Source organism: Rhizobium oryziradicis, from assembly GCF_001939045.1.
GTDB lineage: Bacteria > Pseudomonadota > Alphaproteobacteria > Rhizobiales > Rhizobiaceae > Allorhizobium > Allorhizobium oryziradicis.
This window is the reverse complement of record NZ_MKIM01000029.1, coordinates 12620-31886: the sequence shown is the minus strand read 5'-3', so window position 1 is coordinate 31886 and position 19267 is coordinate 12620. Positions and strand designations below refer to the sequence as shown.

16 protein-coding genes are annotated in these 19267 nt (G+C 56.2%); 5 read left to right on the top strand and 11 right to left on the bottom strand.

Annotated features, from left to right (window positions below; genetic code table 11):
- Positions 1 to 65 precede the first annotated feature (65 nt).
- The 4 genes from BJF95_RS19660 to BJF95_RS19645 all read left to right on the top strand — a co-directional run bounded on the left by BJF95_RS19660 (position 66) and on the right by BJF95_RS19645 (position 4656).
- Entirely contained in the window at positions 66 to 1511 is a 1446-nt protein-coding gene (locus tag BJF95_RS19660) for an APC family permease (protein WP_075641195.1), read from the top strand.
- Between the two features lie 132 nt (positions 1512 to 1643).
- Positions 1644 to 2783 carry an ornithine cyclodeaminase family protein gene (locus BJF95_RS19655; protein ID WP_075641194.1) on the top strand — a complete coding sequence of 380 codons (1140 nt, stop codon included), beginning with the start codon at positions 1644 to 1646 and terminating at the stop codon, positions 2781 to 2783.
- 88 nt (positions 2784 to 2871) lie between these two features.
- Entirely contained in the window at positions 2872 to 3294 is a 423-nt protein-coding gene (locus BJF95_RS19650; RefSeq protein ID WP_075641193.1) for a RidA family protein, read from the top strand.
- Positions 3295 to 3363: 69 nt separating this feature from the next.
- On the top strand, positions 3364 to 4656 hold the full coding sequence (locus BJF95_RS19645) for an NAD(P)/FAD-dependent oxidoreductase (protein ID WP_075641192.1): 1293 nt from the start codon (positions 3364 to 3366) through the stop codon (positions 4654 to 4656).
- A 157-nt stretch (positions 4657 to 4813) separates the two neighbouring features.
- Here the strand turns inward: BJF95_RS19645 and BJF95_RS19640 are convergent, their stop codons facing one another.
- The 7 genes from BJF95_RS19640 to bglB all read right to left on the bottom strand — a co-directional run bounded on the left by BJF95_RS19640 (position 4814) and on the right by bglB (position 13914).
- Positions 4814 to 5902 carry an ABC transporter ATP-binding protein gene (locus BJF95_RS19640; RefSeq protein WP_075641191.1) on the bottom strand — a complete coding sequence of 363 codons (1089 nt, stop codon included), beginning with the start codon at positions 5900 to 5902 and terminating at the stop codon, positions 4814 to 4816.
- Between the two features lie 11 nt (positions 5903 to 5913).
- Complete coding sequence (locus tag BJF95_RS19635) at positions 5914 to 6966, bottom strand: carbohydrate ABC transporter permease (RefSeq protein ID WP_075641190.1); 1053 nt, start codon at positions 6964 to 6966, stop codon at positions 5914 to 5916.
- Positions 6966 to 7949 carry a carbohydrate ABC transporter permease gene (locus BJF95_RS19630; protein ID WP_075641250.1) on the bottom strand — a complete coding sequence of 328 codons (984 nt, stop codon included), beginning with the start codon at positions 7947 to 7949 and terminating at the stop codon, positions 6966 to 6968. The genes BJF95_RS19635 and BJF95_RS19630 overlap by 1 nt, the downstream gene beginning before the upstream one ends.
- 165 nt (positions 7950 to 8114) lie before the next feature.
- Positions 8115 to 9380: an ABC transporter substrate-binding protein gene (locus tag BJF95_RS19625; RefSeq protein WP_075641189.1), complete on the bottom strand. Its 1266-nt coding sequence runs from the start codon at positions 9378 to 9380 to the stop codon at positions 8115 to 8117.
- Positions 9381 to 9463: 83 nt separating this feature from the next.
- The gene (locus BJF95_RS19620) at positions 9464 to 11980 is read right to left on the bottom strand and encodes a hypothetical protein (protein WP_075641188.1); all 2517 of its coding nucleotides are present in this window, start codon (positions 11978 to 11980) and stop codon (positions 9464 to 9466) included.
- Between the two features lie 2 nt (positions 11981 to 11982).
- Positions 11983 to 12813 (bottom strand): 5-dehydro-4-deoxy-D-glucuronate isomerase, encoded by an 831-nt coding sequence (kduI, locus tag BJF95_RS19615; RefSeq protein WP_075641187.1) that lies wholly within the window; start codon positions 12811 to 12813, stop codon positions 11983 to 11985.
- A 3-nt stretch (positions 12814 to 12816) separates the two neighbouring features.
- A complete protein-coding gene (gene bglB / locus BJF95_RS19610) occupies positions 12817 to 13914 on the bottom strand; it encodes a beta-galactosidase BglB (protein WP_075641186.1) in 1098 nt (365 codons plus the stop codon).
- Positions 13915 to 14065: 151 nt separating this feature from the next.
- Between bglB and BJF95_RS19605 the strand changes: the two genes are divergently transcribed.
- Positions 14066 to 15109 (top strand): LacI family DNA-binding transcriptional regulator, encoded by a 1044-nt coding sequence (locus BJF95_RS19605; protein ID WP_425348714.1) that lies wholly within the window; start codon positions 14066 to 14068, stop codon positions 15107 to 15109.
- 9 nt (positions 15110 to 15118) lie between these two features.
- Here BJF95_RS19605 and BJF95_RS19600 read toward each other — a convergent pair whose 3' ends face one another.
- From BJF95_RS19600 to BJF95_RS19585, 4 genes are read right to left on the bottom strand one after another with little or no spacing between them, the layout of a single operon-like run.
- A complete protein-coding gene (locus BJF95_RS19600; RefSeq protein WP_075641185.1) occupies positions 15119 to 16261 on the bottom strand; it encodes a M24 family metallopeptidase in 1143 nt (380 codons plus the stop codon).
- 47 nt (positions 16262 to 16308) lie between these two features.
- Positions 16309 to 17283, bottom strand: a complete 975-nt coding sequence (locus BJF95_RS19595; protein WP_075641184.1) for an ABC transporter ATP-binding protein — start codon at positions 17281 to 17283, stop codon at positions 16309 to 16311.
- Positions 17280 to 18302 carry an ABC transporter ATP-binding protein gene (locus BJF95_RS19590; protein ID WP_075641183.1) on the bottom strand — a complete coding sequence of 341 codons (1023 nt, stop codon included), beginning with the start codon at positions 18300 to 18302 and terminating at the stop codon, positions 17280 to 17282. Before BJF95_RS19590 ends, BJF95_RS19595 begins: the two co-directional genes overlap by 4 nt.
- Positions 18303 to 18309: 7 nt before the next feature.
- Positions 18310 to 19263, bottom strand: a complete 954-nt coding sequence (locus tag BJF95_RS19585; RefSeq protein WP_075641182.1) for an ABC transporter permease — start codon at positions 19261 to 19263, stop codon at positions 18310 to 18312.
- Positions 19264 to 19267 lie beyond the last annotated feature (4 nt).

The following is a 19267-nucleotide window of genomic DNA, read 5'->3' as shown; positions in this document are numbered from 1 at the left end:
ATACTGCCAGCGCCAAAATGAGGTTTAATCTCATCAACAATAAATGAAAATAAAAGGGGTTCAACATGCAAACTGGAGAGAGCACACCTGTGCCTTCCGATAAGTTGGCGCGCAATTCGATTGGAATTGCGCATATTGTCTTTTTCGTTGTCGCCGCCGCAGCACCACTGACAGCCGTTGTTGGCGCCACGCCACCCGCCTTTGCCTTTGGCAATGGCCCAGGCGTGCCGGGAGCCTTTGTTCTGGCCGGGCTTTTGTATCTGGTTTTCTCTGTCGGCTTCACCACAATGGGCCGCCACGTTCGCGGTGCAGGCGCATTCTACACCTATATCGCCAATGGTATTGGCAAGCCAGCCGGTGTCGGCGGTGCCTTCATGGCGCTTTTGACCTACAGTTCCGTGCAAATTGCCGTCTACGGCATGATCGGCGTTTTCACCCAAACCGCGTTTGCAGCGCTCGGAGTTGATCTGCCGTGGTGGGTTTGGTCCTTTTCGTTTTTGCTGATCGTGCATTTTTCCGGGCAGCGCAACATTGCCTTTTCAGGGGCCATTCTCGGCATCTGCATGCTGGCGGAGATGGTCATTCTTTTGATGCTGGATATTGGCATTGTGCTGCACGGTGGCGGGCCGCAAGGGTTCAGTGTGACCTCATTTGCCCCCGAAACGGTGTTCAGCCCCGGCATTGGCGTCTCACTGGTCTTCGTTGTCGGCTCGTTTATCGGCTTTGAAGCAACCGCTATTTTTGGTGAAGAGGCGCACCGCCCCGAGATCACTATTCCACGGGCCACCTATGTCTCGGTGCTGTTGATTGCCATTTTCTACGCATTCTCCACTTGGGCGATTGTGCAATATTACGGGCCGGACAACATTCGCACTGTTGCCAGTGGTGCATTGAACACGCTGTTCTTTGATGCCGCCACCAAAGTGCTTGGCCCATGGGCTGCGCATGCCATGAATATCTTGCTGATCACCAGCCTGTTTGCCTGCATCCTGTCGTTCCACAACACGCTGAACCGCTATTTCTTTGCTCTCGGCAGAGAAGGTTTGGCCTTCAAGGTACTTGGCAAGGTCCATGAGATCCACGGATCTCCCTATGTGGCAGGCATGCTGCAGTCGTCCATTGCAGCCATTGTTCTGGCAGCCTTCGCTCTCACCGGGCAGGATCCATTCACGGTGGTGTTTTCTTATATGTCAGCGCTTGCTGTGCTGAGTATTCTGAGCACGCAGGCACTGGTTTCTATCGCGATCTTGATGTTCTTCCACAACAACCGCAGAGGCCACGGCGTGTTGAGAACGGCGGTTGCTCCCGCAATCGCGCTCTTGGCCCTTGCTGGCGCAATTGTTCTGGTCATCTCTAATCTCGATCTTCTGGCGGGCTCGTCGAACATTGTCGTCGACTCCTTCCCCTTCATCGTCGTCGCTGTTGGCATCCTCGGTGTGCTTTATGCGCTGTCGATCAGGAAAACCAGTCCGGCACGTTACGCAGCCCTTGGCGAAATTTTTGAAGCTTGAGCGCATGGGGTTGCGCTGCAACCCCGGCCAACCAGGCCTTCTTTGAACATGGCATTTTTGCATCCGTCATCCTCTGCCCGAACTGGAACTTCGGGCGGCCACAATCCTCGCAACCCAACACGAGTTTTTATAATGAGCTATGATACCAAGATCGACTTCATCTACCTCTCCGAGCAGGACATGATCCGGGCAGGGGTGACAGACATGCCCCAGTGTGTTGACGCGATGGAAGAAATGTTCGGCCTGCTTTATCAAGGCGATTATCGCATGGCCGGCCCCAACAGCGATTCTCACGGTGCTGCGATCTCCTTTCCCGAAAATTCCCCTTTCCCCGATATGCCAAAGCCCACTGCCGATCGCCGCTTTATGGCCATGCCCGCCTATCTGGGCGGCCGGTTCAAAAGCGCTGGTATGAAATGGTATGGCTCCAACATTGAAAACCGCGAAAAGGGTTTGCCGCGTTCCATTTTGATGTTTTGCCTCAATGACGCCGACACGGGTGCTCCGCTTGCTTTCATGTCGGCCAATCTTTTGTCGGCCTATCGCACCGGGGCCATTCCGGGCGTCGGCGCGCGGCATCTGGCCCGCAAGGATTCGAAAGTTGTCGGCATTTTGGGTCCGGGCGTGATGGCCAAAACCACGCTCGCGGCTTTCATGGCCACATGCCCCAATATTGATACGGTCAAGGTGAAGGGTCGCGGCCAAAAGAGCCTTGATGCCTTTCTCTCCTGGCTGGCTGAAACCTTCGCGCAGGTCACAACGGTTGAGGTTGTTGATAGCATTGAAGCGGTGGTGCGCGATTCCGACCTCGTCACCTTCTGCAACTCCGGTGCCGTTGGTGATCCATCCACCTATCCCAAGATTCAGCGCGCCTGGGTCAAGCCGGGTGCCTTTTTGGCCATGCCAGCCCTTTGCGATATTGATGACGGCATGGAACAGCCGGATATTCGTAAAGTGGTCGATAACACTGGCCTCTATGATGCCTGGTATCACGAACTTCCAAAGCCTGCGCATGTGCATGTGCCCATTTTGGGCGTGAAGTTCATGGACATGATTGCTGACGGCACGATGAGCCGCGATCAGCTTGAAGACATTGGCAAAATCATTTCCGGTGACGCCGTGGGCCGCCAAAATGACGATGAGATCATCATCATGTCGGTGGGCGGCATGCCTGTTGAAGACGTGGCCTGGGGTACGATTGTGTATCGCAACGCCATTGAACGCGGCATCGGCACCAAATTGAACCTTTGGGATGTGCCTGTCTTGCGCTGATCTTTTGGCGAACCCGCTTCAACGCAAGGCGCTTTGATCAAGCAAGGCGTCTTGCCGTTTATGTCACTCAAAAAGCAATGGAAATACAATGACCAAGGTTGTGAAGATCAAAACGGGTTCCAAGTTTGAAGAGCATGGAAGTTATTCACGTATCGTCGCTGTCGATAACTGGATTTTTGTCTCCAATACCGCCGGTCGCAATCCGCAGACAAAAGAAATACCCGAGGATGTGACCGAACAGGCCAAACAGGTGTTTGCCAATATTGAGGCGGCCCTTGCCGCAGTCGGCTCGTCTCTTGCCGATGTGGTTGCTTCGCGCGTTTTCATTCAGGACCCGGATGACACGATGGCGGTTATGACGCTGGTGGGCGAAAAATTCCGTGGCATCAACCCGGCCAGCACCGTGACCTGCCCGCCACTCGGCTCCACCGTTTACAAGGTTGAGATCGAGGTGACCGCCTATAAGGGCGCATCCTCAGCTGACGTTGAAGAGCGTACGATTTCGCTGTGATCTCTTTTGGCGCAATGATCCAAGCCATTGCGTTAACTGCATTTTTCTAACCACGCAAGGACACCCCTGATGGCCCCGACGATTTCTCCTGTGCAAACCTCTCCCGGCTTTCCTTCATCAACGACGGTTGTTGTGATTGGCGCAGGCATTGTCGGGCTGACGGCTGCGCTGACATTGGCCGAGCGCGGCATTCCTGTCGTGGTGCTGGAAAAGGGCAGGGTGGCGGGTGAGCAATCCTCGCGCAATCTGGGTTGGGTGCGCAAAATGGGGCGCTCTGCGCCGGATGTGCCAATGTCGTTGGCGGCTGACAAGCTTTGGGCCGAGATGCCGGAGCGGGTCGGGGCGGATGTTGGCTATCGGCAGGCCGGGATCATGTATCTGGCCAGAACAGATGCGGAAATGGATATGCATCGCAGCTGGTTGAAAACGGTGAGCCAGTTGTCGCTTGATTCAAAGCTTTTGAGTGCAATAGAGATCGATAATCTTGTGCCGGGCGGACAAGGCAAGTGGGCAGGGGGCATTTATACGCCCTCTGACGGCCGGGCCGAACCAACCCTTGCTCCAAGCGCAATCGCCAATGCTGCCATCAAAAAAGGCGCGGTCATTGTCGAAAATTGTGCGGTGCGTACACTCAGCACGTCAAATGGCAAGGTCAGTGGTGTGGTGACGGAGCGCGGTGAAATCCGCTGCGATCAGGTGCTGCTGGCAGGCGGTCTGTGGTCGCGAAAATTCCTTGCCAATCTCGGCGTTTCTCTGCCCACGCTACCGCTGATCTCCTCGGTCATCCGCACCGCCCCCATGGAAGGGCCAACCGAGATTGCGGTTGGCGGGCCGGATTTCTCTTTCCGCCGCCGCGCCGATGGCGGTTTTACCATCACCCAGCGTGGTGCGCTGGGCGCACCACTTCTGCTCGATCACCTGCTGATTGGTATGCGCTATCTGCATATGTTGCGCGCTCAGCGCGATTTGCTTCGCATCAGTTTTGGCAAGGATTTCTTGCGCGATATTGCCATGCCACGCCGGTGGGGGCCAAAAAGCAAATCGCCGTTTGAGCATATCCGCACCATGGACCCGCCGACCATTCCGGCCCTCAATGACGAGGCCATGAAGAATTTGATTGCCGCCTGGCCTGCGTTTCAACAGACGAAAATCCAAGAAGTTTGGGCTGGCATGATGGATATTACCCCGGATTCGCTTCCCGTTATTGCGCCAGTTGCAAAAATCCAAGGCTTTACCGTGGCATCAGGCTTCTCAGGGCATGGCTTTGGCACAGGCCCCGCCGCTGGCCAATTGGCCGCAGATTTGATCATGGGGTATACACCGCTTATCGATCCTTCACCCTATCGGCTTGAACGGTTTTGATCGGCAATGTCTGTCGGGGCATGTGGCCCTGACAGACATTGCTTGTGCCCACTTAGAGCATGTCGCGTTTTATTGTCCTCAATAAAACGATAACGTACATGCGAAAAAAGCAAGAGCTAAAGCCTGTCGCAGTGAATCCTATTCACTGCGACAGGCTTTAAGTGCCTGCCAGCCGTAAGCCTGCTTCATCAAACAGATGAATGTCTCGACTTTCAAAGCTGAGCTGTACTTCTGCACCCTTTGCCAGATCATGCTGACCGGCTAGCACCGCAAGAATGGTTTCGCCGGTTGCGGCATGGGCATGAATGACGGTTTCCGAGCCAAGGGCTTCGACCATATCGATATGGGCGCTGATGCCGTTTTCCTCCGGCTTTGCCAGACGGATGTGCTGCGGGCGGACCCCGACACTGATTTTCTGACCGGCTTTTGCATCAAGGGCCGTGCGCGACGTGGTGAGTTGCGTTTCACCCAGCACGGTCAGTCGTGTGCCATCCGCTCCCGTTGATAGAATTGTACCGCTTAGAAAATTCATGCTCGGCGCGCCGATAAAGCCCGCGACAAAGCGGTTTGCTGGTGTGTTATACAGCTCCAGCGGGGTGCCCACCTGCTCGATCTTGCCTTTGCGCAACACCACAATGCGGTTGGCCAGCGTCATCGCTTCAATCTGGTCATGGGTCACATAGATCATCGTGGTCTTGAGGCGGGCGTGCAGGGCCGACAATTCGGCGCGCATGGAAATGCGCAATTCCGCATCGAGATTGGAGAGAGGCTCATCGAGCAAAAACGCCGTTGGGTTGCGCACAATGGCGCGGCCAATGGCAACGCGCTGGCGCTGGCCGCCCGAAAGCTGACCCGGCCTGCGGCTCAAATAGTCACCGATTTCCAGCATCCTGGCGGCTTCCGCAATGCGGGTATCGATCTCGTGCTTGGGCAGGCGTGCGTTTTCAAGCCCAAAAGCCAGATTTTGGCGCACGGTCATATGCGGATAAAGCGCATAAGACTGAAACACCATGGCAAGGCCACGATCAGCGGCTGGCACATCATTGACCAGTTCCCCATCAATATGAATTTGCCCGCTGGTTGGCTTGTCCAACCCGGCAATCTGGCGCAGCAGCGTCGATTTTCCGCAGCCCGACGGACCGACAAAGACGACAAATTCGCCATCTTCAATTTCAAGATCGATACCGTGGAGAATATCGAAAGCACCGAAGGATTTAACGACCTTTTGCAGCGTGATCCGGCCCATATTTTTCACTCCTATTTCAGACCGGTGGCCGCAATGCCGCGTGTGATGAACCGTTGCAGGAACACGAAGACAAGGACGACCGGGATCATGGTAACGACTGTCATGGCCAGAATGTAATGCCATTGAACGTTGAGTTGGCCGGAATAGACATTCAAGCCCACCTGAAGCGTATAAAGCGAGGAACGGCTCAGCACGATCAAAGGCCACAGAAAATCATTCCAGCGCCACACCACCGAGAAAATGGCAAGGACGGCCAAAGCGGGTGCCGAGAGCGGCATGACAATGCGCCAGTAAATCTGCCATTCCGAGGCCTTGTCCATGCGGGCTGCATCAATCAACTCATCGGGTATGGTCAGCATATATTGCCGGAGCAAAAACACGCCCGTTGGTGTGGCAACGGTTGGCAAAATCACGCCCCAGAGATTGTCCAAAAGCCCAAGCTTGGACACCACCGAATAGAGCGGCACCATGATAACGCCAAGCGGCACCATCAACGTCGCAACAATCAGCAGCAAAATCAGATTCTTGCCGGTGAATTGATATTTCGACAGCGCAAAGGCCGCCATGGAATTGATGGCAAGCGTGATGATGGTTGCCATGGTGGTGACAAAGACCGAGTTCCACAAATAGCGCAGAAAATCGAAATGCAGGAAGGGCTGCGTATAGTTCGAGGTTTCAAACGACACCTTCTGCACAGGCGTGCGGTCCTTGATATTGACCTTGATGATAGTGCCCGGATTTTTCGGATCTACCATTTGCGCCATGATGCCAATGCGGCGCACTTCGGCAAGCTCGGCCTTTTTGCCGTCTGGCAATGTCACGGTAAAGATTGGCAGGGGCTTATCATAGCCCTCAACAGCGACCGTTTGGGAAATATACGGCAAGAGAGCTGGGGGAAATTCGGCCAGCGCCGCAGGCGTCTTGAAAGACGACAAGCCAAGCCAGACGGCGGGGCCGAAAATGATGAACAACCCGCCAAACAGCCACACCCATGTGGCAATATCGCTCCAATGCCAGCGGCTGCCGCCACGGCGGCGGGTTAGAAATGTGAGAACATGCGCCATCAGCGTTCTCCCTTTTTCTCGTTACGGCGGGACGCCGCCATTTGCAAAAGTGTGAGAACCACCAGTACGGCTCCCATCAGAATGGATGCAGCCGCTGCAAGGCCTGGGTTGCGCAATTCGGAAGCAAAGCCCATTTCGTAAATATATTGCACGATATACATGGTGCTGGTGCCGGGGCCGCCGCCGGTGAGAACGAAGGCTTCATCGAAAATCTGCACAGCTTTGATCAGGGCCAGAACAAGCACAACGATCAGATTGGGCATCAGCAAAGGCAGCGTGATGCGCCAGAACATGCGGCCGCGACGGGTGCCATCCATTTCGGCGGCTTCATAGAGATCTTTGGGAATGGCCTGCAATCCGGCCAGCAGGATCAAGGTGTAAAAGCCAACATGCGCCCAGATGGACACGCCAATGGTGGCGGCAAAAGAGCTGGCGCGCTCGGTCAGCCAATTGGTTGGCTCGGTGCCAAACACATTCAAAAGAAAGGCGTTGAGAATGCCATTGCGTTGCAAAATCCAGCGCCAGATCAGGCCCGTGACCACAGGTGAGAGCAAGACCGGAAAGAAGAAAACGGCGCGCCAGAAACTGCGGCCAATCAATTCGCGATTGAGAATGAGGGCGGTAATGAGGGCCACCACAATCATCAATGTGACCTGAATGACCACAAACCAGGCGGTGTTGCTAACGGCAATCCAAAAACCATCCTGAACGCAGGTGTTGGGATCAAGATAGTCTTTGCAGTCCATGATCTGGCGATATTGATCAAGCCCGACATAGCTGCGCTGATCCAGAAAGATCGCCGCACCGCCGGTCATCGAATACATGAAATTGATCACAAACGGCACAAGCACAAACACGGCGAAAATGGCCATGTTGGGTGCGAGAAAGAAAGCGGCCATGCCGCGGGTGCCTGTTGCCTTTTGCAACGCCCGCAAGGGAATGTCGATCAACCCCATCACGCGACCAATGGCAGCGCCTGTCATGGTTTGCGCAATATTTGAAAATCCGCTCGGTTTTTCAACCATAGTGCCCCCTTGACCAGATGGTCGGTGCCTTGTGTGCACCAACCACGCCGGTCTTGCCGTGAATGTTCAGCAATTTGAAAACGCAAATCTCAATGGGGGGAGATTTCGCTCCCCCGCACTGGCTTATTTTGCTTCTTGCACCTTGGCAGCAATGTCGGAATCGATGCGCTTGAACGCTTCGTCCAAAGACATTTCACCTGCCATGACCTGTGAAATGCGGCTCACCAACGCGCCGTAATAGGTGTCGGACCATTTCCAGCCCGGCAGTTTCAGCGCAAGAGGGGCCGTTGTCGATGTCGCTTTGACAAAGGTGTTCAGGGCAGCCTTGGCCTGGGCATTGTCCGTCTTGAAGTCGAGCCCGCCAGCAACAACCTCCTTGTTGGATGGCAAGAACAGGGTGCGCTCGGCAAATTCCTTGGCAACCGGGGTCGAGGCCAGATAATCCATCACCTTGGCCACATCCTTTGGATTTTTGGTGGATTTGACGGCCACCAGTCCGGCTCCACCCGGCATGCCCGTGCAGGCTGCAGGACCACATGGACTTCCAATCGCCACCCAATCAAAATTGGTGCCAATCTTGGTCATGAAGTTGGGAATTTGCCACGATCCGGCGTAATACATTGCCACTTCACTGTTGATAAAATCATCGGCAGCGGCGCGATAGGTCGTACCCGCACTGGCCACCCAGACGTCCTTGTCGGCTTTGCCATCAGCGGTCCATTTGACCAGATCCGTCAGATATTTCTTGGTGTTCGCATCCAGAGGTGCGGGCATGCCATCGGCACCAATATAGTTGGCACCATAGGAAATGGCAGGCCCGGTGATGCGATGGCCGGAGCGATCTATGGCAAAGGCCGCTTTCAATTGCTGGCTTTTGGCAACTTTTTCTGAAGCTGCGACCCAATCATCCCAAGTGGCCTTTTCGCCGGGCAGGGCTACGCCCGCCTGCTCAAACAGAGTCTTGTTGGCAAAACCGCCGGTGAGGGTAATCTGCGTCATGAAACCCGGAATGATGCTCGATCCATCAGGCCGCATCCAGTCCATCTGATCGCCATAGTTTTTCTTCCAGAAATCAACGTCCTTGAGATAGGGCGTCAGATCCAGCCAATATTGCGACAGTGATTTGAGGTTGGTGACGCGGGCAATATCCGGTCCGTTTCCGGCGGCCAATTGTACCGGCAATTGTTCCTTGATGGTGCTGTAGGACACCTCATCAACGGTGACGTGAATGTCGGGATTGGCCTTCATGAAGCGGTCAATCAGATCCTTGAAGACCTGCCCTTCCACACCATCGGAATACCACATCACCCGCACATCGCCCGCAAATGCTGCGGTTGATGACAAAAGCGCAAGGGCGGTCGTTGCCAGAATGATTGTTTTTCTCACCATCGTCTCCTCCTTCGATGGACGGATTTACCGTCATTTTTAGAAAAGGCGGGGCGCTCCTTCCCAAAACCGTCCCGCCCGGATCGTCAATTTTTGCCCAGCAGGGGGCCTCTTGGCATCTGCGCTACATCCCCCTCCACGGTCCAGTTGGCGGGGTCAAGCACTCTGCCCTCGGCAGAAACACGCCCGTCATGGTGGAACTCCACCAGCCCGTACTCGGGATCATTGATCGTAATGGTACCATCAGCGCTTATGTTAGCACTTAGTGATCCAAATCGAGCGGAAAAATCTGGCTGTGGGCCGTGATCCTGCACAGCACCCAGCCGCACAATCCACACGCTGCGATGTCCCGTCAGACGCAGCTCGTTTCCAGCAGTCGGGCCATCATTGACCAGCTCAAAAGCACGGTCACCTTTCAGCAGCACCATACCCGTTCCCGATGTTGCCACCGCAACCGGACCGGAAACATCACTGGCATCGAACGCCTGACACGGAAACCATGCGTGGGTGAAATCGGGCTGTTCTGCCGCACATTCAAACACCATCACCGCCAGCCCGCGATAATGACCAAGCCGCGGCAGTGAGCCGGAACCACCCCAATAGGACGGGCGGCCATAGCCCGAGTGGATAGTTTCGCCGGGATGATTGATCCAGATTTGCGCATCAGGGTTGGTGCCAAGCCGTAATTGCAGCACGGTTTCCTGATAACCCCATTCCCGCCAGCGATAATGGGCGGCGGTGCCCATGGCGAAATCCTTGGTTTTGTAATGGTAGAGCCGTGCCATGCGGTCCTGCCCTTGGGCAAACATCCATTCTTGCGCGTCGTCACTCTGCCAATCGGCAATGGTGGAAAGCTCGCTCGGGATGGTCAAGCCGTGATCACGGAGGCTGATGGCCATTTGCGGCAGCGCATGAACACGGCGGCCGAAATTGCCCGTACCCCAGATCAGGCGGGCAATGCCCGACAGTTCCAAAGAGCCAGCGGCACGAAGTGTGTGCTCATAAGAGCGGCCTTGCGCGCCGGTCAGAATGCCATGGTGGGCCGACAGAGCAACAATGCGCACCAGTCTTTTCACCGCACGGCCAGCGCGCTCGCGAATATCCTGATCGGGTGCCAAAGCATAGAGAGCGGTCAGTCCCTTGAGGTCAATCGGGAAATAGGGGGCCGAATTGAACTCGGCCATTTCCCACGCTTCGAAATGATCGAGCCAGGCGCGAACCCGCTCACGGCCTACAGCGGATTGCTCGTGGCCCAGGCGACCGGAGCGCTGAAAGCGGGACTGCGGCAATAGGTTACCGGCCAGATAGGCCGCCGTGTGGAACAACAGCGCGTGGTTTTCAGAAAAATACCATTGCACGTCATTGCCGGGCTCATCCATCCAGTAACGATAGGACAGGATGGTGTGATCAATCTGCGCCACCAGATCAGGTGCCATATGCTGGGCATAGGCCGTGCGGCACCACAACAGCGGCACGAGCGCAAAATCGGCGCAGTCGTGGCAATCCTCAATGGTCGGCAGGGTGTCGCGGATCATTGCATCGGTTTTGTCGCCAAAGCGACCCGATGCAAGGCGGGCGAGGGCCGTGACATTGTCCGGCTCGCCGTATTCCGAGATTTCATCCAGCGCTTCAGCAATGCGCGCCTCAAGCTTTGCCGGGGCCACGCCCTGACGCTCAGCGGGGCAAATTTCAATGCCGAAAACCCGCGATGCAGTGAAGCCGTTTGAGTGCAGATCAACATGGAAATGCCGAAAATCGGCAGGCAGTTCTGCGGTGTCACCAAGGGGCAGGCGTGTCTGGCCAGCCGCAAGGGTCAAAGACAGCTTGACGCTTTCCTCTCTCGACATGAAATCACCGGCGATGGTGATCTCGACATCCACATCGGTCGAAACCGGGGCGGAGGTCATCAGTGCAACTTCGCCAGATCGATAGACCGGCTTTTCGAAATACATGCTGTCGAGGGCTTTTTCAAATTCGTCAGCCACCTTGGCCGCGACTGGCACCGGCAGAGCCTGTTCAGCTTGTGGACCTGCAACATAATCGAGCTGGAAGAAATAGCGTGCATCGCGCTCGGCCAGATCATCAAACCATAGCGAAATGGTATTTTCACCGGCTTTAAGCTCAACCGTGAAATCCTTTTTGGCTTCAAGGTTGCGCACATAATCGGCCATCCAGCCAATTTCCGCGCCATTGACCAAAAGCACCGCGCCACCGCAGGTGCCAAGCCGCAACGTGGCTGTGCCAGCTTCTTTTGCCCAGATGGTTGTGCGTGCCCATGTACCAATCACGGTTGGGCGAAACCAGAAACCGGAAAGATCAACGCGCGGCGAGCCAAACGGCAGCCAGAAGCGATTGAGCGCAAATTCTGATGTCACCTCTGGCCGCTTGCCACGGCGCTCAACACCGAAGGCGGTGCGGCAGGGATATTCATGCGGAATGAAATTCTTGTGCTTGGTCAGGAAGAAGAAGGGGTCCATTTCGCCCTTCATCGGCTGATCCGGCACATCATAGCGCGCCTCATCCGTGGCGCCGACCTGCCAATAGGTCACGGGTGCGCCAATCGGCAGGGGTCTGCGCAGATAATCAATAGGAGACGCAGTCATGTTCATTTCAACTCCGCAATGGCAACAGGAGATACATCGGTATAGGCTTGGTTTTCACCCGTCATGCCCCAGACAAAGGCGTAAGGCCCGGTGCCAGCCCCCATATGGATTGACCAGGCTGGTGAGAGCACCACATCGCTGTCTGCCACAATCAGGCTGCGGGTCTCATCGGGGCGGCCCATGAGGTGGATGACGCGCTCGCTGTCTGGCATGTCAAAATAGCAATAGGCTTCCATGCGCCGCTCATGCAGATGGGGCGGCATGGTGTTCCAGATGCTGCCGGGGGCGAGGTCAGTGATACCCATCAACAAAAGGCACGAGGGGGCGACTTCCGGGTGAATATACATGCGCAGCCTGCGCTTGTTGGCGCGGGCGTCTTCGCCGAGATCCAGCGGTTTGGCCTCAGCCTGTGTGATCAGGCGATGGGGAATATCGCGCCCGGCAGGCACGGAATTCATGTAAAAGCGGGCCGGATTGGCGGCGTCAGTGCTGGTCAAAACGACGTTTTCCGCACCGCGACCTACGTAGAGTATGTCGCGATTGTTCAGCGAATACACCTGTCCATCCACCGTGATGGTGCCTGAACCACCAAGATTGGCAATGCCCATTTCACGCGCGGTAAAAAACAAAGGCGTTCCAACATCCGCGCCATCGCCAAAGCTCAAGGGTGTATCGGTCGGGCAGGCCCCGCCCACAACCATGCGATCCACATGAGTATAGGCAAATTCGATCTGGCCGGGCTGAAACAGCTTTTCGATCAAAAATTCGGCGCGCAGCCGCTTGGTGTCAAAGCTTGGAATATCATGGGGTGAAACGCCATAGAGAATACGCATGATTTATGCTTCTCCATCAGATGGGATATGGGCCAAGGCTTCCGTCAGGCACAGAATGGCCAGCGCCTGACCGTAGCCTGTCGGCTGAATGGGAATATCACGATAAAACTGTAAATCATGGCCCATGCGGGTGCCGTAAGACACGTTGGAGACGGTGCCGGTGTCGTCAATATTGTCCATGACGACTTGGAGCGCCTTGAGGCCAGCCTCTCGGCATGTTTTGGGACCAATGCCAAGCCGCGCAGCTTTCAGCAGGCCATAGCCAATGCCCGCCGTGGCTGAGATTTCCTCATAGGAGGATGGATCATCCAGCAAGGTGTGCCAGGCACCGGAAGGCGCTTGCAGGGCCAAAAGCGCTGAAATCTGGGTTTCCAGAACGCCTAACAGGAAGCTGCGCACCGGTGCCGGGATCTCAGCGCAATCGACCAGATCCAGAATGCCCAGCACAATCCACGAGTTGCCACGTCCCCACAGCGCACGGGCAAAATTATGACGTCCTTCAAACGTCCAGCCATGGAACCACAGCCCAGACTTGGGATCGGCCAGATAGCGGCTGTGCAACAGGAATTGATGGCAGGCTTCATCGACCAGTTCCTTGCGGCCACTTGTCTGACCATAGCAGGCCAGAAACAGGCCAACCATTACCAGCGTGTCGTCCCAAAGCTCCTGATCGTTGATCTTGTCGGAGACAATATGCGGCAGGCCGCCTTCTGGGGTGCGCGGCATTTCGCTCAAAACCCGGTTTGCCCAATCGTCGAGAACGGTCTCCCAGCGCGGATCACGGGTTTCGCGCCACAAAAACGACAGCGCCAGCATGGGGGCGGTGGTGTTGATGTTCAGCTTTGGCAGACCTTCTGCAATACGATCCGAATACCAGCCTTCCAACAGGGATTTCAGCGCATCATCACCTGTTGCCTGCCAAAGCCGCACAAGCCCGTATAGACCCACGCCCTGCGGCCATTCCCATGATTTGAAGCTGATATAGTCGCCGGGCGTGCCGTCGAGGTTGGGCTCAACATATTGGCCGTCATGCTGCAAATTGGTCATGCCCGCAACAAGCGCGCTCAAGCGTTCGCGTATCACGCGTCCGTCAAGTGTCATCTGGAAACTCCTCCCAATATCCGCAAGTACAGCGTCTTCCCTCGCGCACTGCGTTGTCGAATGCAGTGGTGACATAGCGAATAGATTTGCGCAATATGAAAATTTATTGCAGTTTGCGAGAAAGAACCTTGAGGACCGCAAGATGACGAAACTGGGCAAGCGTGGCAAACCAAGCAGGAAAGTGCGGCTGGAAGATATTGCAGAGCGGTGCGGTGTCTCGCTGAGCACGGCATCGCGCGCCCTTGCTGGTGAGAAAGGCGTGCGCGCAGAAATTCGCAATCAAGTCATGGAGATGGCAAAGTCGCTGAACTATGTGGTTCCCGTCGCCGTGAGCTGTAAAAAAGTGGTTTTGGCCGCCAGCAGCGCGGCGATGATCGACTATGTGCGCAATCAATTCACCGCGCAGGTACTGGAAGGTCTTCATCAGCGGGCCGACACGCTGGGGATTGAAATCGTTACCCAGCCGATTGTTGAGCGAAGCAATATCGCTGAGTCCTTGCAAGAGGCATTGGCGGACCCCGATGTCGCCGGCTTCTTGTTCCTCACTTTGGACGACGAAGAAATTTTGGCGCTGACGCGCGATTTCAGCAAACCTGTTGTGCTGATCAATGGTGATGATCCTTTGATGCGGCTGTCCAGCGTCACGCCGTGCAATCGCTCCGCTACGCGCATGGCAACAGAATATCTGCAAAAGCTTGGTCATGAGCGCATTCTTTTCATGATGCGGCGTGGACGGCGCACCATCGAGCGAAGGTTTGAAGGCTGGCGCGACGCCATGGTTCAAAGCGGCATCAGCGATGTGCAAGACATGGTCGTGAATGTTGAGGACTGGCTGCCAGACCTTGCTTCTGACGCAATTTTCAAGCGCATTGCGCAGCGGGGGCTGGATTTCTCGGCCGTGTTGACGGCAGGCGAGAGCCTTGCGGCGGGGGCCATGGTTGGGGTGCAACGGGCTGGTTTCACGGTACCAAACGACGTTTCGGTTATGGGCATGGATGACTTGCCGCAGGCCGCATTTTACAACCCGCCCTTGACCACGATTCATATTCCGATGCGCGAAATTGGGGCCTCTGCCCTTGACCTTTTGCTCGATGGCATTGGCGGCCTATCCCGGCCCGCCCGTCGCATTGAGCTTGCATGTCATATTGTTGAGCGCAAATCCACCGCAAGCGTTGCCACACCGCCTTTGCCGTAACATCACCCGTCACGCAAAGGGTTCGGTCGGTCCTTTGGCAGGCATCGTGAACCATGAAGGCCCATCGGCGGTCATCTGGATGATGTCCTCAAGGCGCAGGCCGAATTGACCGGGCAGAACAATCATCGGTTCATTGGAAAAGCACATGCCTTCTTCCAGAGCAACCGTGCTGCCGCGCACGATATAGGGCTCTTCATGCCCCTCAAGGCCAAGACCATGGCCGGCGCGGTGCGGCAGACCGGGCAGGCGATAATCCGGCCCAAGTCCGTGATGGATCAATACTTTGCGGGCCGCATCATCAAGGCTGCCGCAGGTGGCACCAATGCGCGCGGCATCGAACACGGCTTGCTGTGCCTCGCGTTCAATGGCCCATATCTTCGCAAAATCCGCCGTTGGCTCATCCAGCATGTAGGTGCGGGTGATGTCGGAATGATAGCCGTCAATGCGGCATCCGGTATCCACCAACACCACATCACCTGGCTGATAAAATTGCTCGCCATCGGCCCCATGGGGGAGCGACGTGGTCTCACCAAAAGAGACGATGCAAAAGGTCGAGCCATTGCTTGCGCCAAGACGTCTGTGCTCTTCATCAATAAAACGAACCACATCGGATGCCGCAATGCCGGGCCTGATCATGGCGTGGGCTTTGCGCTGAACCTCCAGTGTCAAGTTCATGGCATATTGAATAATGGCGATTTCCGCAGGTGATTTTCGAAGGCGTTGGCCCCGCAGGAGCGGGCCGCCGTCGATCAGTCTGTCGGCTGAGATATGCTGCTTGAGCGCATGGTAGACGAAAAGCGGCACGGCATCATCCACGGCGAGATGGGTGCCTTGCGGCAACAGGGAGGCCACCAGACGCGCACTGCTTTCCTCTTCTTCCCAGACCTTTATCTCACCGGGCAGATGGTTGAGCGTTTCCACCCGGCTGCGCTCAAATCCAGGGACGATATAGACGAGATCAGAAGAGGTGATCACGGCACCCAGCAAGCGCTCGCTGGAATGCCAGACCAGGCCGGTGAAATAGCCCAGGCTCTCGGTGGAGCCAAGCAAGACGGCACCAATACCTTGCGCCGCCATTCTCAAACGCAAGCTCGTCAGCCGCTGGAGGCGCTCAGGAGTGGAAATCATCGGCACAGACGTGGGTGATGACATGTTTTATTCCCTTGTTTCGAAGCGAAAACCCTCAACGGATGACGGAATCAGGCTCTGCCTTCTTCAACGGCATGGCAGGCGACGGTGACGGTATTCACGATTGTCATCAATGGCATCTCTGCCTTGCAGCGCTCATTGGCCAATGCGCAGCGCGGGTGAAACGGACAGCCGGTGGGTGGGTTGAGTGGCGATGGCATTTCGCCAACAAGCTTTATGCGCTCGCCGCGTCGATCCGGATCGGCAATCAGTGTCGCGGATAGAAGTGCCTTGGTGTAGGGATGGCGCGGATTGCTAAACAGCATCTCCACCGGACCATGCTCAACCGCGTGGCCGAGATACATCACCACAACATCATCGGCGATATGCCGGACCACAGCCAGATTGTGGGAAATGAACATCATGGTCAGGTTGAGCCGGGTCTTCAACTGTTTGAGCAGGTTGAGGATTTGCGCCTGCACAGACACATCGAGCGCCGAGGTTGGCTCGTCACACACCAGAAATTCCGGCTGAAGAATGAGGGCACGGGCAATGCCGATGCGTTGGCGTTGGCCGCCGGAAAACTCGTGCGGATAGCGATCTGCGGCCTGGGGTGGAAGACCCACCAATTCCAGCATATCGCTCACGGCCTTGCGACGGCTGGCTTTGTCGCCGATGCCGTGGATGATCAATCCCTCGGCAATGGAATCACCGATGGGGAGGCGCGGGTCCAGCGACGAGTAGGGGTCTTGAAACACGATCTGGATGCGGCGGCTGGAGGCAAAATCAACGCCCAAGCCGGGTCCGGCAATCTGTTTGCCATCGAAAACAATCTCGCCAGCGGTGGGGGCAAACAATCCCACCACAATCCGTGCCAGCGTGGATTTGCCACAGCCACTTTCACCTACCACGCCCAATGTACGGCCGCGTTCAATGGTCAGGCTGATGTCGTTGACAGCATTGACATAGCCTTTCACGCGCTGAAAAGCACCGCCCGTAACCGGGAAGGCCATTTTGATATGGTTCATTTCAACAAGCGCGCTCATGCTGGCTCTCCCTCAGAATAGGCCGGAGTCGTCAGCCAACATCGACAGTGATGGGCATCGTTGATCTCGATGAGGTCGGGAGTCTCGTTCACGCAGCGCGGATCATTGGTCTCGCGCCGCAGCGTGCAGCGCGGCGCAAACAGACAGCCCTCCGGCAAATGGGTGAGTTGCGGTACGCGCCCTTCAATCACCTCAAGCATGTCCGGCGATTGGCCAAGCACGGGCACCGAGCGCAGCAAGGCTTGGGTGTAGGGATGTTTGGGGGATTTAAACAGCGTTCTCACATCGGCCAGCTCAACCACTTGCCCGGCATACATCACAGCCACATGGTCTGCCATTTCGGCAACCACTCCAAGATCATGGGTGATCAAAATGATGGCGGTGCCGAAATCGCGCTGCAAATCGCGCATGAGATCCAGGATTTGCGCCTGAATGGTGACATCCAATGCCGTTGTCGGCTCATCGGCAATCAACACTTCCGGCTGGCAGGCCAGCGCCATGGCAATCATCACCCGCTGGGCCATGCCGCCCGACATTTCATGTGGATAGGCTTTCATGCGGCGCTTGGGGTCTGGAATGCCGACCGCGCTCAACATGGCAATCGCCGCAGCCTCGGCTTCGCTTTTGCTCATGTTTTTATGCAGCCGATAGACCTCGGCAATCTGCCGCCCCACGGTGTGAACCGGGTTGAGGGCGGAGGATGGGTCCTGGAAGATCATCGAAATCCGGTTGCCGCGCACCTTGCTGGTATCCACTGGCGACATGGTACGAAGATCGACCCCATCCAGCAGCACTTCGCCACCAACAACTTTGCCGGGATAGGGCACAAGCCCCATGATGCTGAGTGCGGTGATGGATTTTCCGCACCCGCTTTCACCAACGATGCACAGGGTTTTGCCAGCTTCAAGCGACAGAGAGACACGATCAACCGCCTGTGCCGTGCCGGATCGTGTGTCAAACCGCGTGCTCAGATTTCGGATTTCGAGAATAGCCCGCATTTCGAGACTAGGATGGGTCATGCTGTCCTCACGTATGAAGCCGCGGATCGAGGGCATCGCGCAACCCATCTCCGAGAAGGTTGAAGCCAAGCACGGTCAGCATGATGGCAAGGCCGGGAAAGAACACCAGATGCGGCGCGGAGAAGATCTCGTTGCGGGCAGAGCCCAACATGGTGCCCCATTCCGGTGTGGGCGGCTGTGCCCCAAGGCCAAGAAAGCTTAAGCCCGCGGCATCCAGAATGGCGGTGGCAACCCCAAGCGTTGCCAGCACCACAATGGGAGTGATGGCGTTGGGCAGCACGCGCAAAAACAGAATGCGCCATTTGCTGCCGCCCAGAACGCGGGTTGCGGCCACAAAATCAAAGGTTTTGACCGAGAGCACGCTGGCGCGGGTGACGCGCGCATAGGCGGGCACCGAGACGATGGAGATTGCCAGCAGCGCATTGCGAATACCCGGCCCCAGCACTGCAACAATGGCAATGGCCAGCAACAGTGATGGAAAACCAAGGATCACATCCATGATCCGCATGATGATATTATCGACCCAGCCCCGGAAATATCCGGCAATAGCGCCGAGAAACACGCCAACGATCAGCGCGGTGGTGACGGTGGTGAGGCCAATGATCAGGCTGACGCGCGTGCCATAGAGAATGCGCGAAAAGGAATCGCGTGCGTTGCCATCGATGCCCATAATATGCTGCGGGCGGCTTGCATCGCAGCCAAGCAGATGAATGCACGGCGGTTCGCGGCGCTTGACCTGCTCAACGCCGATCAAAACCTGATCGGGATCATAGGGCGCAATCAAGGGTGCGAAAATCGCCACCAGAATCAAGGTGCCAATAATGAACAATCCGACCTGACCAGAGCGAAGCCGCAGCAAACGCCCCAACGTCTTGCGCCACAAGGGCACGGGATCACCAATCAGGCCATCTTCGAGAATAGTCTCTGCTGCATTGGCCGATGCAATATTCAAACGGGTCATGAGT

Excerpts from the sequence above, each read along its gene's own strand:
- BJF95_RS19660 (WP_075641195.1), top strand. The coding sequence starts at position 66 with ATGCAAACTGGAGAGAGCACACCTGTGCCTTCCGATAAGTTGGCGCGC.
- BJF95_RS19655 (WP_075641194.1), top strand. The coding sequence starts at position 1,644 with ATGAGCTATGATACCAAGATCGACTTCATCTACCTCTCCGAGCAGGAC.
- BJF95_RS19650 (WP_075641193.1), top strand. The coding sequence starts at position 2,872 with ATGACCAAGGTTGTGAAGATCAAAACGGGTTCCAAGTTTGAAGAGCAT.
- BJF95_RS19645 (WP_075641192.1), top strand. The coding sequence starts at position 3,364 with ATGGCCCCGACGATTTCTCCTGTGCAAACCTCTCCCGGCTTTCCTTCA.
- BJF95_RS19640 (WP_075641191.1), bottom strand. The coding sequence starts at position 5,902 with ATGGGCCGGATCACGCTGCAAAAGGTCGTTAAATCCTTCGGTGCTTTC.
- BJF95_RS19635 (WP_075641190.1), bottom strand. The coding sequence starts at position 6,966 with ATGGCGCATGTTCTCACATTTCTAACCCGCCGCCGTGGCGGCAGCCGC.
- BJF95_RS19630 (WP_075641250.1), bottom strand. The coding sequence starts at position 7,949 with ATGACAGGCGCTGCCATTGGTCGCGTGATGGGGTTGATCGACATTCCC.
- BJF95_RS19625 (WP_075641189.1), bottom strand. The coding sequence starts at position 9,380 with ATGGTGAGAAAAACAATCATTCTGGCAACGACCGCCCTTGCGCTTTTG.
- BJF95_RS19620 (WP_075641188.1), bottom strand. The coding sequence starts at position 11,980 with ATGACTGCGTCTCCTATTGATTATCTGCGCAGACCCCTGCCGATTGGC.
- kduI (WP_075641187.1), bottom strand. The coding sequence starts at position 12,813 with ATGCGTATTCTCTATGGCGTTTCACCCCATGATATTCCAAGCTTTGAC.
- bglB (WP_075641186.1), bottom strand. The coding sequence starts at position 13,914 with ATGACACTTGACGGACGCGTGATACGCGAACGCTTGAGCGCGCTTGTT.
- BJF95_RS19600 (WP_075641185.1), bottom strand. The coding sequence starts at position 16,261 with ATGTCATCACCCACGTCTGTGCCGATGATTTCCACTCCTGAGCGCCTC.
- BJF95_RS19595 (WP_075641184.1), bottom strand. The coding sequence starts at position 17,283 with ATGAGCGCGCTTGTTGAAATGAACCATATCAAAATGGCCTTCCCGGTT.
- BJF95_RS19590 (WP_075641183.1), bottom strand. The coding sequence starts at position 18,302 with ATGACCCATCCTAGTCTCGAAATGCGGGCTATTCTCGAAATCCGAAAT.
- BJF95_RS19585 (WP_075641182.1), bottom strand. The coding sequence starts at position 19,263 with ATGACCCGTTTGAATATTGCATCGGCCAATGCAGCAGAGACTATTCTC.